This window comes from Olivibacter sp. EAT-5 (assembly GCF_044784325.1).
In the GTDB taxonomy this organism is placed as follows: domain Bacteria; phylum Bacteroidota; class Bacteroidia; order Sphingobacteriales; family Sphingobacteriaceae; genus Olivibacter; species Olivibacter oleidegradans.
In genome coordinates, this window is the sequence record NZ_CP173028.1 from 5,570,053 (window position 1) to 5,588,349 (window position 18,297).

Sequence of the window (18,297 nt, forward strand, 5' to 3'; positions counted from 1 at the left end):
TTATTTATATTGCTGATATCGTAACCTGATGCTCCTTCGGTTTATTTTTCCGGTAGATCTCCTCGCGTAGAAATTGCATTTCTTTCTCCAATTGTCTGCGCGTATTAGGCACTCGGATCTGTTCATAATCCGCCGTCTTTATTTTTAGCCAGACATTATCCTCTTGATGTTTCATAATCGTATCACGTGCTCTCTCTGAATCATCAAACAACAGATTTTTTCCCTTCAGGAAATTATAGTTTACCCAATAATAGTTTCTGAGTTTAGCTTCCAACTCACGATGCTTCCGATTCAACTCCATTAGTTCGAGCGCCTGTTTATATTGCGGAGTATGGGTTATTTCCGCTAAGTTAATTCCTTTCGCCCATTCAGTAGCGCTAAAAGCTCCAATCCATTCTCCATCGATTTTTAAGGCATAGTTGCCTGCCTTTAATCCTTTCACCATCAAACGTTCCTGATTAAATTCTTCGGTAAACGGAATAACGCTCAAAGCATCTCTTTGTATCTGACTGTTTTCCCATACCCTGGGCAAGGTGTCAATAGGATAAGGAAGTGCGTTCGATAAATAGTCGAACCTTATAACGGACGGCTCCACCTTCAGCGATTTAATTTTCGCATTATCACTTTTTTCAACCTTTCTTGAAGGAACATCAATAGAAACGTCTGCTACGGCTTTACCGGCTAATCCCTGTTCTTTAAGAAAAAGATAAGCCATCACAAAATGGCCTGCACTACCAGGATGAATCCGGTCAGGTCCGGTCAGTGTAAATGCAGGATTCTCACCCTGTTCCTTCTCGGTAATAGCCAACATTGGATGCAATAAATCCACGTATTCCCATCGATTTTTACGCGCGACGTCCTGTTGAAAACCGGCAATCTCTTCCATTGTCTGACTTTTGCCAGGAAAATAGTTCTTCTCATTCTGCATGGTTTCATCATAAGGAGATGACGACATAATGATCTTTCGGATTCCGGGACGCCCTTTCAAAAATTCTTCGATTTTCAGGAAGTTGGCGTAGGCAGTGTCTACCGCTTCTCGACGCGTCTGGGCGGTCTTCGTTGTATCTTGGTATTCGAAATACTTACTATCATTCATTCCAAAAGTCACAATCAGTACAGACGGATCCTTTTCCATGATATCTCTCGGTAATCGATCATAAATCTGACCAGCAACATCCCCGCCTATACCGGCATTGAAAACTTGTAATTTCATGTCAGGAAAATGTGTGATGTAGTACAACCAAATATAATTTTCGTATAGACCTGCTTCGGTAATACTATTACCTGCGAACACAACGCGATCACCATTACTAAAAGGTTTGACAGACTGGCCATAGCCCAACTTAAAAAGGACAAGCAAGGCCCACAAGAGGTAGTTCTTTTTCATCTTATTATTTCATTTTAATTCGCAAGGTACGGAAGCCAAAACGAGGCATTTGTATCTCCAACTTTGCCGCATTAGCGTCTCGTTTTATCTCCAATTCCTCTATAGTCACTTTATTTAAATCTTCCAATTGCGCACGATGGATAGGAAGTTTTAAATCTATTCTTAACGGTCCTTCATCGCCGGCGGCGTTGAAGATACGTAACAGTAAATCATCTTCGTCCCATCGCAATGCCGTTAGTTGGTATCCCGGTTTACTAAAATCTAGTAAAGAACGTTCCTTTTCGACTATCTGCTGCGTTGAGGTCAGCTTCAGCGGATTGGCCAAAACGTCACTTACCTGCCAAAGGTCCGCTTTTTCCCAATTTCCCCGATGAGGTAACAAGCTGTAATTTAATTCAGTAGGCCCGTCCAAGTAGTAGTTACGTCCCCACAGGCCTTTTCCGACATACTGTACATTTAATGCCAGCGGATGTCGCTCTCCATGCGCATAAGATGTTGTATGATCGGTAAATAAGGCCAAACCATACTGCTCTTGACGATCGGTAACATCCACCCAATCGAGCACAACATTATTCTTGATACTATCCCAACTGCTAAAGAACGTATTATCAAGCCTACTTTGTGTCACATCAAATGGCGCATTCTTTGCTATACGCTGTTCTTCCAGTTGTGTCGGAAAAAGTACCAGTAGTTTAAATTGATCATTATAGAATGCCTTTTTCCTATTTTCAAAACGAAGCTCCTCATCGTTAAATTGTCCGATATGCGCTTGCCCGTTCCAATCGATCTTTAACCGAATATCCAGTCGCGGCTCCCCTTTTGTTAAGCAGATTTCCTGTAAAAAATCATGGTTAGCGATTTTTCCCGTTACGGCCAATCTCAAATGCAAGGGGCCCTGCTCCAAAACGGTAATATTGGCCTTGTTTTCAGTGCTTGATCGAAAGCGTTGCTCATCATAAAAAAAGCCGCGCAGTTCATTGAATCCTTTAAAAGCAGAAGTGTCCACCCACTCTTTATCACCTAAATCTTTCAATTTCAGGCTGCGGATAACTCCACCTAAATTTGCGTTTAAGCATAATAAGTGTTTGTCAGTTTCTACCAACAATTCGTCACCTCTCCAAGATAAGTGAGCAAAAGAGCGAGGCTTATACTGCTTCTCTTTTAACTGATACCGCGCCTCCCCCATGGCGGGAACATTGACTTCAAAAAGCAGATGTAATGCCTCTTTTCGCCGACTCCATTGGGTCGTTACCTGATGCCCATCAGCATCCACCACAACCAAGCCCGTATCAATTTTCGAGTTCGCAAAGCGATAATCAACCACACCCCTCCTTCTATAGGGCAGTACGTTCCGAACCATGAATGACGACGATGAAAGACTTTCTTTAGCCTCAAGCGACATCACCGAATCGGCAACTTCCATGGTTGTGTCTGTCCACAGTTTCACCTTTCCAGCCCAATCAACGCTGTCCACCTTGTTATAAGGAACAATCCAACAATCATGATGTTGAGCCAAAAGCAAGGGATACCAAGCCTTCCGAAAGCCAAACTCCGGCCATTCCTTTCCCCGCCATAGATGGTCCATCGCAGCCCACTTTTCAGCCATCAGTAAATGCTGCTCAGCCTTACGAACCCGTTGTGCAATCCGCTGCAACACCTGTGCGCCCCAAACGAGACTAACCTGAATATCCTCCTGCGAAAGTTGCCAGTTCTCCAAACTCCGATTCGTGCTCACTTGTTGAAAATAATGGCGCCATGTGACATACTCGGTAGGCTGATAATCACCCTTATTTGTGCCAAGCCAAGGTCCATTTGTCCAACCCGCGTCCTGCAAGCACATACCTATCGGATGCTCAATACCAGCATCTAGGGCTGCTTTAATAAAGCGCTTGCTATTGTAACTTGCTATAGTCTCCCACGTGGAGCCCGGCTTTAAAGCTTCTATCGCGTAGCGAGGTATTGTAGGTATCGTGGTGCCATCCGGTCCGAGCCAATTGACCGCTTCCCTTCCGTAGGCCCGCGTATAGCCACCCCAACAAGTATTCGGATTTTTCAATGAGGCATATTTAAATCCAAAGCCTTTCAGGATCTGAGGTAGCGCACTTGTAAAACAAGGCTCTTCAGAAGCATAAGTATCAAATCGGATTGTAGGAAAATGTTTACGCAATAGTTCCATTCCGTAGGTAAATTGCCGAATAATGCTCTCTCCCGATATATTATATAAATAAGCCTGTCCATAAGCGGGGTTCACATACTCCATACGTCCGGAGCTGGATTGATCTTGCATTAAAGCTACAAATTGCTGATAACCATCAGGGTCCACTTCTTTTACCCAACCCCAAGTTACCGGTTCTATTTCAAGGTTCAGTTTCCAATCCGGATACTGCAGCAACTGATTCACCATAAAGCTGGTATACTTGGGTGGAAAATGCCCCCATTTCCCACCATGATAACCATCCGCAAAATAGGCTTTCTGTGCTTGAACTACCAAACCATTCAACAAAAATACGCCCACTAAAAAAGCTGTATTTAATTTTTTTTTCTGCATTTGGCAAGTATTTACTTCAAATTTGGATTCGCCTGAATTTCCGAGAGTGGAATTGGCCAAAACAAGTCCGCTTCCCGAAAGGCATTTACATGGTTCGGGGCCTTAAAACCGATCAGGTCAACGATGCGATCGTTTTCCACGTCAAAGGCCTTCCGTGTCCGTAACATATCAAACCAAGTATGAAACTCAAAACATAATTCCCAATAACGTTCTTTCAAGACTTCATCCGTGGTAATATTGGCTGGTTTTTGTAAGGTCGGGAAAGCGCGTTTCCGCACCGCATAGTATGCATCGATAGCCGCCACATCACCGGTCGAACCGCCGTCTATCATGGTTTTTGCCTCCGCACAAAGCAATAAGAGATCGGCATAACGCATTAATGGAAAATTAGCACCTGAGCGGGACGTCTCCTCAGCGGCGTCATCCCAGAATTTGTAAATAAAAGGATTCTGCTTACCTGGTGCATCGCCCACATAACGTACATTATAAAAAAACTGCTTCTCCTGCTTACGTAAGTCATTTTCGGCAAATGACTGATAGAACGCCATCGTAGGCGCCATGGCACCACCAAAATTAGGAATGACCGACACCGGTTCAGGGGGTTCGGGATAAGGCATAAAGTTAAAATGGATGATACTACCGGCGTTTCGTTGATCACGTTGATTCATCAATAGATGCTCCCCTTCATTGTTTTTTGCCGGATTCCGTAAGTCGGCATAGGTAGTAAACAAGCTATATTCGCCGGCATTTATTACTTCCATGCATTTGTCATAAGCCATTTGGTAATACGTTGCCCCTTTCTGTAAGGGATAACCGGCCATCGTCATGTAAACTTCGGCCAACTGCGCCTTCACGGCTCCTAGATTTACACGACCACTTTTATCTGTCCAAGGCAGGCCCGCGTTTTCTGCAAATTGTAAATCACTTACAATTTGATTATAAATATCGGCAATTGGGGTTTTCCCGATCAGGATGTTGTTCAGATTTTGAGTAGGTTCTGTTTTAAGAGGTATACTCCCGAACAAACGTACCGCTCGAAAATAATAATAGGCGCGCAAAAAATATACCTCTCCTAAAAAACGATTTCGTTTTTCTTCACTCACCACCTTTGTTTCTGTAACATTGGCAATGAAGCTATTGCAATTCTCTATGGGAATATAAGTACTGTTCCACCAGGTTTCAAAACGGCTATTTGAATTTTCAATATTCTGCAAAAGCAAGAACTGATCATCGGCGCTTCCCGATGGTCGCGGCCTTTTACTATATCCAGTCATATACTCAAGGGCATATACGGGACTGGCAGCCACCGTTATTTCCGTTGAAAACGGCATATTCAAACCAGCATAAGTACCATTAGCTGCTGCCTGAATTTGATCTTCTGTTTTATAATACTGATCCGTGGTCAGAAAACTCGCGGGCTCCTCTTCCAGAAATTTGTTGCAAGAGGTAAAAAGAACGAGTATCACTAAGGCTAATCTAAAAATTGTGTTCATGATCATTAAAAGCTAGTTTTAAGCGAAAAAGAAATGGTTCTTGGTTTGGGATATTGGTATACGTCTACGCCCTGATTAAGTGCCGCATCGAATGATGTTACTTCCGGATCATAACCCGTATATCCTGTAAATAGAAGGGCATTTTCAACGTTTACGCCGAGCACCAAGGTATTTAATTTGATCTTTTGGAGCCAATTCTTGTCAAAACGGTAGGAAAGGCCTACATTGCGTACCCGTAGGAAAGAAGCATCCTCCACATTAAAGGAATCGCCCGCTTCATTGTCAAAACCGTCCGAATTCACCCGTAACTGGCCGAGCATTGTGTTTTGATTTTCCGGAGTCCAAGCATTTAAAATGGATTTGAAACTATTCACATTAGGCCCGGGATTTACCATCAATGCTTTCGCCAAACTAACGACGTGATTACCATATACGCCTTGCAAATCTATAAACAAGGAGAAGCCCTTATAGCTGATGGTATTGGTCATATTCATTTCCCATTTAGGCATTGCATTCCCTAAATTCACGCGGTCGTCTGCGTCTTTCGCACCATTCCCGTTCGTATCGCGGTATTTGATATCGCCCGGCTTTTTACCATACTGTGCTGCCTGTTCTGCTTCGCTTGTTCCCCACACACCTAATCGTTCATATCCATAGAACTCGTTCAATGGACCGCCTGCAATAATGCGGCCGAACCAAGGATAAATTACATCATTGTTAATATCGATTACTTTTGAACGATTGATGGAAAAATTATAACCGGTTGTCCAGCTAAAATCTGCTTTTCTGATATTTACCGTATTCAAGCCAAGCTCCACACCCCTGTTTTGAATACTTCCTATATTATCAAAGACATTTGTATACCCGGTAGTAACCGGCAGTTTTCGAAGGTATAGTAAATCATCGTTGCGTTTGTCATATACATCTGCCGTCAAGAGCACTTTACCATTGAATAAACTCATATCGAAGCCGATGTCCAATTGCTTTGCCTTTTCCCATCGCAAATCCGGATTTCCTAAACCTGCCAAGGTAACGGCTGATTGATAAGCGTTATTGAAAACCGCTTGTCCATTATTATAACGATTCAAAGTTACATAGTCACCGATCTCCGCATTGCCGACAATACCGTAACTGATTCTCAATTTCAGATCGTCAATACGGCTATCCATATTTTTAAAGAAAGACTCTCGGGAGATGCGCCAGGCCGCTGAAAAGGATGGAAAATAGCCATATTTATTGTTGGATCCAAAACGAGAGCTTCCATCAATGCGGAAGGACGCGCCAAATAAGTAACGATCGTCGAAATTATAATTAGCTCTCGCGAAGTAAGAATTCAATTGATTCTCCGTCTTTCCTGAACTGGGTATCCGGGGCGTAGTTCCGGTACCTAAGTTATTATATTGGAAAAAATCGTCAAAAAAGCCCTCGGCGCCGGCACGATCCGTAGAAGTCACATAATAATACCAGCTTGCTCCTGCCACCGCATTTAGATGATGTTTAGCCCAACTATTTGTATAAGAAAAGTAGTGCTCGGTTGTCCAAGATCCAAAATCCGTGTGCCCCCTCTCAGCGATGCCCTGCTGGTTTTCGGCCACATCAAATACAGTTCTGCCACCATAATAAAGATTATAACTGGAAGAAAGTTGCCCACTTACCGAGGCATTGAAGTCCAATTTGTCGGAAAGACGAAAAGTAGCCATTAAATTACCTAATGACTGTGTTCTTCCTGTTACGTTCTTCACCTCATTCAGCAGTTTAACCGGATTTTCCGAGTTTTCAGCGCCAGGGTAATCACCTTTTCTCGAATAAGTCCCATCGGGGTAAGTCACCGGCAAAAAGGGCAGATATTCCAAACTCTGACGTAGCGCATTGAGTCCCAATGTATTGTTGTCTATGTTATTACTTTGATATCCGCCCGCATTCAAATTAGCCTTGATGTTCAGCCATGGTTTCACCTCCCAATCGAGGTTTAAAAACCCATTCAATTGCTTATAATAACTATTTAACATAATTCCATCATTATTTCGGTAAGACACATTTGCCAACACCTTAATATTGTCCTTTCCGCCTGAAAAAGTCAATGCGTGTTGATGCGATACTGCCAGGCGGGTTGCCTCCCGCTGCCAGTTTATATTGTATTTTGGTGTTCCATCACTATTGAACAAATCATCTTTATGTAGAAAAAAATTATTGGGATCCAGGTGCGGCGCTATGCGACCGGGAACATACTCATACTGGCGCTTAAACATTTCCAAGCTTTCATTCGCATCCAATAGATCCAATTCGCGAGCAAGGGAAGCAAAACTTAATGTGTTATCGAAAGCAATTTGTGAGCTATTAGGATCTCCATTTTTTGTCGTAATAACCACCACACCATTTGCTCCTCGTGATCCATAGATAGCTGCCGACGAGGCGTCTTTCAGTACATCCACCGACTGGATGATATTCGGATCGATGGTAGTTGGGTCGGCTCCCACCATGCCATCAATCACATAAAGTGGCGTATTAGAGCCATTGATAGAACCTGTTCCCCTGATTTTAATCGCAGGGTTGCCTCCCGGTTTACCCGAATTAAGATTGATGTTTACACCGGCAATCTTTCCGGCCATTCCCTGCAATAGATTCTGTGCCGACGGCCGCTCCAATAATTCCTCCCCTTTTACAGAACCGACCGCCGTACTCAAATTCCCCTTACGGGAGGTACCGTAACCCACTACTACGATTTGCTCTAAACTATTGCTGGCGGTCGTCAAGGTTATCGTTAAATTTTCAGCATCCGTAACCGGCATTTCTTTTTCCGAATAACCGACATAGGAAATAACGAGTAGTGCGCCCTTTGGTGCCTGAATCGAAAAAGCACCATTGCTGTCTGTTAAGGCGCCTGTCTTTGAGCCTTTAACGCGTACAGAAGCACCAGCCAAAGGTTGCCCGGCTTCATCTAGCACTTTCCCATGTAATGTCATCTGTTTCTCGGGTTTGATGGCTGATGCGATACGCTTTTCGCTGATAAAAATAGTCTTCCCCTTAATTTCATACGTTAAGGCGTAATTCGACAAAGCCGCCCGCAGTGCCTCATCTACAGAGCCGTTGCTGACATTCAGATCTATCATGCGCGTTGGCTCTAGTAATTGATCATTATAAAAGAAGGTATAATCCGATTGCTTTTCAATAGCTGCGAAGACCTCTGACAATCGCGCTTTTCGCATCTGTAGATTAATACCTTGAGCGGCAAGCGACGAGGTGCTTAATAACAAGCTGGCCAAAAACGACCAGGTTCGTGCCTGTTTCCTTAAATAAAGGCCAATAGTATTCCCTTTCGCCTTACGTTTAATTGCGATCATATAAGTCTATAATGTTAGGTTTGTTAATTTAAATTTATTTACTCATTGGTTTTTTGTGTTATACGACCTCAGGGTCCATTTGTTTCCATATGCTTTTATTTAAACAAGTCTTTTGGTAATTCAATAATGTGCTCTTGGTCTTCTATCTGAATAGGAATACCCGATAAGGCCAGGCCATTCAGGAGTTCAGACAAAGTAAGTTGACGATCTATTTTACCTGTATATGTCTTTGTTGTACTTGATTTCACTTTTAGATCCACATTATACCATCTAGAGAGCTCGCGTAAAACAGATGGTAGATCAGCTCGATTGAAGGCAAAATAGCCTTTCGTCCATGCTATAGCTAAGTCTGCCTCCTTCAAACGGTTGACTTTTATACTTCCTTTTGCTGTTAAACTAGCCTCCTCACCCGGTTGTAACCGGATTTTTTTTGAGGACGTCCCAACTGTTGTTATCGCTATACTTCCCGCCAGCAAGGTCGTTTTAAACGCTGTCTCATCCGGATATGCGCGTACGTTAAAATCTGTTCCGAGTACTTGAACACGTTGGCCTTCACAATTCACAAAAAACGGCTTATTCACATTACGAGCTACTTCAAAATAAGCTTCACCGCTAACCGTGACTTCCCTGATATCTCCATCAAAACGCGTTGGATAATGTAAAGAAGAGGCAGCATTTAGCCATACCTTCGTTCCATCGGCAAGCACCAACCGGTATTGCCCTCCCTTGGGTACGCGCATGGTATGAAAAACCATCTCTTTAGTCGATTTTTCAAGCCCACTGTAATTTAACCGGCCTTCCCCTTCCTTCACGAAACGGCTCTCACGATCTGCAAATATACCGTTTGCTATCTCCTCCAACTCAAGCGTTCGGCCATCCGGCAGTGTAATGGTGGCCCTTTCAAACCCAGGCTCGACATCCCGTTTAACCACCGTCTTTTTTGTTGATGAAGTGTCAATGGACTTCGATAGATAAGAATAAACAAATAGCCCGAGGCCTAGGCACACTAAAATAGCGGCAGCATATCCCCCGATGCGATACCATAGAACCCGGGGGCTTAAAACCGTTTGTTGTTTGATGCGCTTTAGTATCCGACTTGTTTGCTTGGCGTTGAAGAAGCGCTCCTTTTGTTCATAATCCAGATAAGTCTCTTCCAATAAAGCTTCCAGCGATTTTTGTAGCTCTTCCCTTTGGAGCAACTCGAACAATTCACGTTCTTCCTCCGGAGAAGCTTGTTTATTGAAATACTTTTCGAACAAGATGCGTAACCTGCTGTCCATTTACAATCAATTAGCCTATTGGTTTATTTATCTTAAAGACACAGTCAAAAGTAAAAAGGGGTAATGGGTCGATTTTTTTTTTAACGTAAAAAACGACTTAACAATATCACCAATAAAGGCAGGTCGATTCGTGCTTCGGCAAAATAGTTACGCAAAAATTTAAGCGCCAATTTCATGTGTTTTTTTACTGTCTCGGGTGAGAGTTGCAATACACGCGCGATTTCTTCTTGCTTCAGGTGTTCTATTTTACTCATTTTAAACACTTTCTGCTGTTGTGGCGGCAATTTTTGGATGGCCTCTTCCAGTATGGCCTTGTAGCGATCTACCGGATCGTCGCCGGCGTCAGCAGACTCATATTGAATCAATCCTCCCTGCCAAATCTCATTCCGAAGTTTTTCATTAGCAATTTTACGCAACGCATTCAACATTCTGTTTTTTGTAAGAATAAAGATATATCCTCTAAAAGAGGAAATCTCCCTTAACGATTCGCGCCTGAGCCATACTTCGATAAAAGCTTCTTGAACCACTTCTTCGGCTAAGATATCGGAAGAAGTGAGCTGATAAACAAAGGCCCCCAGCTTATCATAATAAGCATAAAATAGCTGCTCGAAGGCTTTTTCATCACCATTCGCTACCCTGACCAATAGGTCGGTTTCCGTATCAAGAGAAATCAATGCCACTCACCAGGTTTATATGTTGCTAATTTAGAAAATAAAAACGATTTAGCAAGAGTTTGTTATTACCACCCTTTATTTGCCCGATTAAGCTTTTGACCCTATTTAATGAATAACGCAAAAAAACCTTAAACTTTGCAACTTTTCAAACAGCTCGACCGGTAAGCTGTTATGTAATAAAGCATTTAATAGATGGAAAAAGACAGAAAAGCTATTCCGAACGATCATCTAGCCAATGAACGTACCTTTTTAGCTTGGATACGTACATGTATTGCTACCATTGGTTTAGGCTTTGTTGTCGTTAAATTTTCGCTATTCATTCGACAATTGGCCTTAGTAGTGGATACCGGTACCAAACTGCCCAATCATGGCTATTCGTCTATTATCGGAATTACTTTGGTTATTGGCGGTATGTTGCTTGCCTTGTTTGCCTACTATCGATTCAAGAGTACTCAACAGCAATTGCTTGCCGGCAGATTTCGACCATCGTCCGGCATATTTTTGGGAATTACTACTGCTATCATACTCCTTGGTATTATCTTGGTGGCATATCTCTTGCAGCGTGTACGCTAATGCACAACAAAGGTTCACAATCTTTCGCACGTCATCATCGATACAACTGTATACAAACATTTTAACACCTGGGCTGTTAGAAACTAGTGAAACAGCTACGAGATTTATGTTAGAGAAGATTCAAGACCTTCCGGCTCATGTTTTCGGTGTTCGAGCATCAGGAGAGGTAAGCGGAGAGGATTTAAAAAAGGTATTGCATCCAGGTTTGCAAAAACTTGCCGCTAGCTTTGGAGAAATCTATTATTTGCTGGTACTGAACACATCGGTACAGAATTTTGATAGTAGCGCCTGGCTTCAAGATATGTTGGCAGGTATCAAACACTTCAATAAGTGGAAAAAAATGGCCATCGTAACCGATGAGGAGAACGTACGAACATTTACTGATATGGCCAGTTATATCATGCCGGGAATCGCCAAGGGTTTTTCCCACGCAGAAGTAGGCGCAGCGGTTGCCTGGTTGTCTACAAAAGACAGCGAAAAAAGGCCAATCGGCAAGACATCCCTGGACAAAATCGCTTTGGTTGCTTTAATTACCATTATCACCATAAAGCTGATAAAAAGAGCCGTGAAAAGCGCTAGACGATAAGTTCTATCATAAACCGCAACGAGTTGATCCTTTATTGCATTTCCTAATCGTCTCGTAAAGATTCAACCGGATTAGCTAAGGATGCTCGAACTGCTTGCCAACTCAGTGTCAATAGCGCAATTATCATCGCCACCAATCCCGCAACGACAAATATCCACCATGGGATGTCCATTCGATAAGCAAAATTAGCTAACCATCTATTCATCATCCACCAGGCTACCGGTGAGGCAATTAAAATAGCCACGCAGATTAATTTAACGAAATCATTGGATAAAAGTCGCACTATATGCATGGTTGAAGCACCAAGCACTTTACGCACACCTAGTTCCTTCACCCTTTGAGTGATGGTCAGCGCGATGAGGGCATACAAGCCAAGGCAAGAAATAAAGATTGCCAATAAGGTAAAATAGTTAAAAAATTGGGTTGTTATTTTGTCCTTTCGGTATTGCGCTGCATAGGCTTCATCTAAAAAGGTATAGTCGAAACTCCTGTTTGGAAAAAAACTAGTCCAAGCATCCTTTACTTTCGACAAACTATGAGAATTAATCCGAAGCGAGATCGTAGTAGCGGGAAATGTATTATAAATCATTACCAAGGGTTCTACTAGATTATGCATTGATTTATAATAAAAATTTTTCACAACACCCACTACTTTTCCTTTATGCCCAAATCCTTCTAAAGGTTGACCAATAGCCTCTTTCCACCCCATCTCATGCAGAAAACTTTCATTTACCAGAAATGCCTGCTCCCGATCCAGGTGTAAGCTGTCAGATAGGTTTCTCCCGGCAACAAAATGTAGTTTTAATAAGGGCGCAAAATAAGGATCAATCAAAAAATAATTAGACATTAACTCCCTTCGTTGGCCGTTGTTTTTTGCAAAGGTTGTAGCCATCGTCAGGTCATCGGCTTGTAAACCACTCCCCATGGTTACTCCTTCCACTTCGGGTAGTTGTTTTAAAGATTCATAGAATCCCTTAACCTTTGTTTGTTCGATTGAATCGGTTGGAACACGTACACTTACTATCTGATTTAAATTAAAGCCTAAATCCGTATTCGTCACATATTCTACTTGTCGATAAACCACTATTGTACCAATAATCATTGCGGTAGCCATAGCAAACTGAACAATAACAATTCCTTTACGGAAGATTATTCCTTTTATACTTGTTTTAAAACTTTTTTTCAGCATCCCTATGGGCCCATATCGTGCTAACGTAAGGGATGGATAAATTGCTGCCAATAACGTAGTTAAAACAAATACACCTAGTAGAAAAAGACCATATTCTTGCCATTCAAAAGCGATAGCAGTCCTCAATAGGTGGTTAAAGTACGGAATTAACAACGACACCAACATAGTGGCAATCACCCAAGCTGTGGCGATCAACAAGAACGACTCGATCACAAATTGTCTGATCAATTGAATAGGTCGTGCTCCCGCCACCTTTCTGATCCCTACTTCCTTGTTCCTTTCCATAGCGGCGGCAGTTGATAAATTAACATAATTCAGTAGGGCAATAAGGAGTATAAGCAGCGCTAATAAGGAAAAGACATTGTTGAAATGCTTATTTCCCTTCACTGTATCCATCAGCTTTCGTTGACTAAAATGCACTGAAGCAAGCGGCTCCGTTTGGAAACGAATACGATAATCATTCGCACCGACACCGTTTAGTTCCGGTTGTACATATTGGGTAGCTATTCGTTGCAATTTAGATTCGAAGCGCTTCAGGTTCGTACCCTTCTTCAACAGAGCAAAAGTATAAACCGGAAAATCGAGATCAGTCCACGTCCTTATGTCTGAAAAGTTAGCCGAAAGCAATCCTTCGATATGAAGATCCGTATTTGTTGGCAGATCAGCAATCACGCCTGTAATACGATGAGGTTTTCCATTGCATAGCAGGGTATTTCCGAATGCTCGGTCTGGACTATTAAAGTATTTCCTTGCGATGCTTTCCGTTAAAATCAACGTATTTGGTGCCGTCAACGCATGATGTGCCGAACCGACAATAAACGAGAAGGTAAAGATTGAGAACACCGATTGATCTGCCGCATAAAAACCTTTTTCCCGAATCAGTTCATTCTTATAAGGCACCACAGCCGGGGATGACTCAAGACGTACGACGGCCTCTGTTTCCGGATATTCACGCCGTATAATATCTGCTAAGGGATATGGGCTAGTAGCAAATGCTAAATCAGATTCAGGCGTGGATAAGGTAGTTGTTATTCGCGCTATACGCCTAAAATGCACATTATGTTGATCATATGTCAACTCGTAATGCACAAATAAAAAGATAAGCAGGCAAGCACCGATTCCTACCGATAAGCCGACAATGTTAATTGAAGTATACAATTTATGTTTCCATAAATTACGCCAAGCAATGTTTATATGGTAACGCAACATAAGATTTTTATCCCCGTAGTCATGCACAATAAATCTGCCATGGTAAAAAAGTCGCTTGAGACATCCTGTTCCCGGTTTTCGCTATAGGTGTTGTTCGAATCCGTACAGCATTGTGCGGATTCGAACAAGTATCTTTAGGCTTATACGATTCGGTGTTAGTCTATTCTACTTCTTAATATCTAGTGGCCACGGATTTACAAGTTTAACGGTCTGCTTGGTAGATCCTTTATAATATATGTTAGCCAATCTTCCTGTCTTCCAGCAATGGGCACTTGTGGTTCGAATCCAGTTCTGTCAATAGGATGTTCATCTGTCCAACTGGATTTCTCTATCGGAATGTATAACTTAAAAGCCTTATAAGGAAGCGTTGTCGGGATAGACATCCCAACATAATCCATCATGCCTATTGTAGGTTCTCCATAACTAATTACTTTTTTGCTCTGTTTTGTTAGATAAAAAAAATATTCTGTAGCGCTACCTCCAAAATCATCGACAATCAAAGCTACTTTTTCGGGATACTTTAAAACAGCTTCCAAAGGAAAATTAACGGCAGGTGTAGGATAAAAGACCTGACTCGTTGAGGGTAAATCCCGATAAGCCTTTTGGTATTGAGCGAGCGTTTCTTTTGGAAAATACTTCTTGTATTCATTGGGAATGGGACTTTTAACAAAAGGTTCCAAGTCTCGTAGCTTATTAGTCACATTTGCTTTTGATACACGAAGTAAAGAAGATTTTTGATTGACCTGATTAGTCATCAGATAGGGCATAAGGGCTACCCATCCTGCACTCCCTCCAGCGTTCCCCGTTAAGTCGATAATTAGGTATTTGCTATTCCTAATAACCGAATCGTTTTCAGAAACAAGCGATTGTATTGCGCCTTCATTACCATCAAACGTAGGAATTTTCAAATAAGCTAAATCAGGGTTTAATTTTTTAAACAGCAAGCCCTTTTTATGTTCCTGCCAGCTTGCCCATTCGGCTTTCTCCCCTTCGCTTAAGGGCGCATTACCCACTTTAGCCCATAATTGAAAATTCCAGATGCGTAGTAAATTGCCAACCTGCTTAGCAGGGATCTCCAAATTGATTTTACGATTATAAAGCTTGACTGTATAGTTGTTGCCCTTTGGAGTCAAGGTAAAATAAACGAAGCCTTTAGGAAAATCATCCGCAGCAGACACCAATTTTACCGCTTGGTAACTGCGATCTTTTTGCTTAAAAATGGCTATTTCAGTGCCTTCCGGATTCTTCCAAATACCCGTTATCGAGTTAGGTTTTGATGTAGTTGAAGTCTTCATTACCTGTTCCGCATCTATTTCAATCACAACACTATCAATCGGTGCATTATATTCAATCCTAAAATGCTTATCATAAAAATAATTCACATAATCGCTCAATACACCGTAACAAGCTATTGGATCATTTAAAGATATAGCCCTCTTTTTTAACCTGTCTTTCAGCCGAGCATAAGCAACGTCATTTTTTTCAGTTATTTTATCGGGAAAGCCTGCATAATCCGCCTCGACACGTTGGATAGCTTTTTGAAGATTATCGAGGCAATTACAAGTGCTTTGCCCGAGCGCATAACCTGAAAACAATAATAAGTTAGCTAAAAGCAGGTTTATATTCTTTTTTGATATCATATAGGTAATAATTGAAGTCGTCCTCTCTTCCTTCACGGCTACCAAAGATGCAAATTATTAAGAAAACAGAAAAGAAAATAGCTCCATACAATCTTGAACAAGCCGCAGATACTAATATATAAAGCATCCGTGCCACACGGCATCTTATTGTTTGTGTCTGTTCAGAGGCACATCCATTGCTATCCCACGATCGCCTTGAGAGGCCAGCCAATTATCCAGTTGTCTGGCATATTTCTCAAGTAGACTGCGGTATTCCGGGTTTTCCGCTAAATTATTCAACTCATACGGATCCCTTTTTAGGTCGTATAACTCCACTGCGGGACGATGAGCAATTCGCTCTATAAGTGGTACCGCCGACTTATCATTTTCCGCTTTTCGAACCCAGCTTGTCCATGCCAAATTGTCTTTGTCGGTATTCATCATATATTTAATGTAATAGGTTGAGTCCGGCAATAAATTGCGGATATATTTATAATGAAGATCGCGAATACTTCTAATAGGATAAGCAGGCCCTTCCGGTATGTTATTGTGAATACCATAAGCAAAATCACGATGTGTGCTTGCCTTGTTTAATAAAACCTGCTTAAAGCTAAATCCGTCCAGTGCTTTTATAGACTTACCGCCCGCTATATCTAGCAAGGTTGGCATAATATCTTCATATTGAACAATCGCATCCGTTTTAGTACCCGCATCCACCTCGCCCGGCCATTTAACAATCATAGAACTTTTTTGTCCGTTGTCATACAGAGTCCATTTTCCTCCCGGAAATTGCGGACCTTGTTCGCCAAGAAAAATAACCATGGTATTGTCTTCCTTACCCGTTTCCTTTAATACGTTAATGATATCACCTACCTGATTATCCAGCCGACGTATTTCTGCCAAATAATTGCAGAATTGCCGGCGTGTTAAATCTGTATCCACCCAATGAGGCGGTAGTTTTAATTTTGATGGGTCGAATTCCGTTGGATCTCCCACAGTCCATGGCGCATGAGGATTAATACTCATTACAAAAAGACAAAAGGGGTCTTCTTGTTTTATATAGCTCCTCACGCTATCTAAGGTATAATTATCTGTTTGAGACACACAATTCGGCTCAAAGCCACCTACCCGATCAAATGGAAATATGGAAACCGGCTTAGTAACGTGATCCTTACCGGCAAGACCGACCCGATAACCAACCGCATTCAGGTAATGGATGATGCTTTTTAGCTCCGGATAAACTTGTTTGTGATTTTGATAAGCACCGTGTCTGGCGGGATACAGGCCGGTAAACAGTGAAGCTCTAGTAGGCACACACATAGCTTCGGAAGCAACAAGGGTGTTGAACTTCATACCTTCGGAGGCTAGTTGGTCAATATATTTTGTCTTTATATTGACCCCACCATAGCAGCTCAATTGTTTGGAATCAAGGTCATCGGCCATTATTATTATAATATTCGGCTTTTCGTCTTTATTAGGAAGGGCCGCTTGCGCGCGTTGTAAACAAGCGACAAGCAAAGCTAAAAGCAAAAGAGCGTTTAAAATCCGTACTGAAATAAAGTTAGTGCGTAGTAAGATGATCATCATATGTCGTAAACATGGTTAATTGGCGGTCCTTATCCAAAGATAAGAAACATACAAAGGATAAGTTGATCAAAATTTAGCAGTTTTGTCTCAATTATTTACTGTGGTCTGTCAGTGTCCCCTTTTATTGAGTTCGGTCGTCATGCATATAATAAAAACATCATGTATGCACCGGAAAAAAAACATTTTACACGTAATCTCTAGTCCGCGCGGAGCAGAATCGCAAAGTATTCGTTTGGGGCGCGCTATCATTAAACGACTTCTAACAGCCTATCCGGAAAGTGAAGTCGTGGAAAACCATTTATTACAAGATCAGCCTTCGTTTTTGACAGTTTCCCATCTGTCGTCATTTTTTAACACAGCGAACAACAGATCCGAAGCAGAACGTCAGGCTATTATGTATTCCGACAAAATTCTTCAGGAAGTTAAAAGCGCCGATATTTTAGTCATAGGCGCACCGATGTATAACTTCACTATACATGCCGCATTAAAAGCTTGGATCGACCAGTTGGTTCGGCTGGGTGAATCCTTTCGATATCTGCCCGATGGTAAGCGTATTGGATTATTCCCGGATAAGCAGGCCTTTTTAGCCATTAGTACAGGAGGCCGCTATCCGGACAGCACTTCCGATCCCATTAAGAACTATATTGAAGATTATCTCTTTACGATTTTAGGTTTTATTGGAATCAATGACATAACTTCACTTCGAATAGAAGGTACTGCCGAAGCCGGATTTCAGGCGAATTACGATTTTATTACCCGCAATATCGTTGAAAAGACCGAACTTTAATACAAAAAGTTAGCGCGCTTGTCC

The 18,297-nt window shown here is 42.0% G+C and carries 12 protein-coding genes; 3 read left to right on the plus strand and 9 right to left on the minus strand.

Going from position 1 to position 18,297, the window contains the following annotated elements; all coding sequences use genetic code 11:
* Positions 1-4 precede the first annotated feature (4 nt).
* The 6 genes from ACH11B_RS23210 to ACH11B_RS23235 all read right to left on the minus strand — a co-directional run bounded on the left by ACH11B_RS23210 (position 5) and on the right by ACH11B_RS23235 (position 10,729).
* Positions 5-1,387, minus strand: a complete 1,383-nt coding sequence (locus tag ACH11B_RS23210) for a GDSL-type esterase/lipase family protein (protein WP_377610574.1) — start codon at positions 1,385-1,387, stop codon at positions 5-7.
* 4 nt (positions 1,388-1,391) lie between these two features.
* Entirely contained in the window at positions 1,392-3,935 is a 2,544-nt protein-coding gene (locus ACH11B_RS23215; RefSeq protein ID WP_377610576.1) for a glycoside hydrolase family 38 C-terminal domain-containing protein, read from the minus strand.
* A gap of 11 nt (positions 3,936-3,946) precedes the next feature.
* Positions 3,947-5,428, minus strand: coding sequence for a RagB/SusD family nutrient uptake outer membrane protein (locus ACH11B_RS23220; protein ID WP_165446933.1), 1,482 nt, complete (start codon positions 5,426-5,428; stop codon positions 3,947-3,949).
* Between the two features lie 5 nt (positions 5,429-5,433).
* The gene (locus ACH11B_RS23225; protein WP_377610578.1) at positions 5,434-8,769 is read right to left on the minus strand and encodes a TonB-dependent receptor; all 3,336 of its coding nucleotides are present in this window, start codon (positions 8,767-8,769) and stop codon (positions 5,434-5,436) included.
* Between the two features lie 95 nt (positions 8,770-8,864).
* Positions 8,865-10,049: a FecR family protein gene (locus ACH11B_RS23230; protein WP_289551756.1), complete on the minus strand. Its 1,185-nt coding sequence runs from the start codon at positions 10,047-10,049 to the stop codon at positions 8,865-8,867.
* Between the two features lie 80 nt (positions 10,050-10,129).
* A complete protein-coding gene (locus ACH11B_RS23235) occupies positions 10,130-10,729 on the minus strand; it encodes an RNA polymerase sigma-70 factor (protein WP_130855333.1) in 600 nt (199 codons plus the stop codon).
* A gap of 186 nt (positions 10,730-10,915) precedes the next feature.
* On the opposite strand from ACH11B_RS23235, the gene ACH11B_RS23240 reads away from it, so the two are divergent.
* A complete protein-coding gene (locus ACH11B_RS23240) occupies positions 10,916-11,296 on the plus strand; it encodes a YidH family protein (protein WP_377610580.1) in 381 nt (126 codons plus the stop codon).
* Between the two features lie 106 nt (positions 11,297-11,402).
* A complete protein-coding gene (locus ACH11B_RS23245) occupies positions 11,403-11,882 on the plus strand; it encodes an STAS/SEC14 domain-containing protein (protein ID WP_130855331.1) in 480 nt (159 codons plus the stop codon).
* 43 nt (positions 11,883-11,925) lie between these two features.
* Here ACH11B_RS23245 and ACH11B_RS23250 read toward each other — a convergent pair whose 3' ends face one another.
* From ACH11B_RS23250 to ACH11B_RS23260, 3 genes are all read right to left on the minus strand, one after another.
* Entirely contained in the window at positions 11,926-14,280 is a 2,355-nt protein-coding gene (locus ACH11B_RS23250; RefSeq protein WP_377610582.1) for an ABC transporter permease, read from the minus strand.
* 194 nt (positions 14,281-14,474) lie between these two features.
* A complete protein-coding gene (locus ACH11B_RS23255; RefSeq protein WP_377610584.1) occupies positions 14,475-15,920 on the minus strand; it encodes a S41 family peptidase in 1,446 nt (481 codons plus the stop codon).
* A gap of 144 nt (positions 15,921-16,064) precedes the next feature.
* Positions 16,065-17,486: a sulfatase gene (locus tag ACH11B_RS23260; protein WP_377610586.1), complete on the minus strand. Its 1,422-nt coding sequence runs from the start codon at positions 17,484-17,486 to the stop codon at positions 16,065-16,067.
* A gap of 163 nt (positions 17,487-17,649) precedes the next feature.
* Between ACH11B_RS23260 and ACH11B_RS23265 the strand changes: the two genes are divergently transcribed.
* Positions 17,650-18,273 (plus strand): FMN-dependent NADH-azoreductase, encoded by a 624-nt coding sequence (locus ACH11B_RS23265; protein ID WP_013667551.1) that lies wholly within the window; start codon positions 17,650-17,652, stop codon positions 18,271-18,273.
* Positions 18,274-18,297 lie beyond the last annotated feature (24 nt).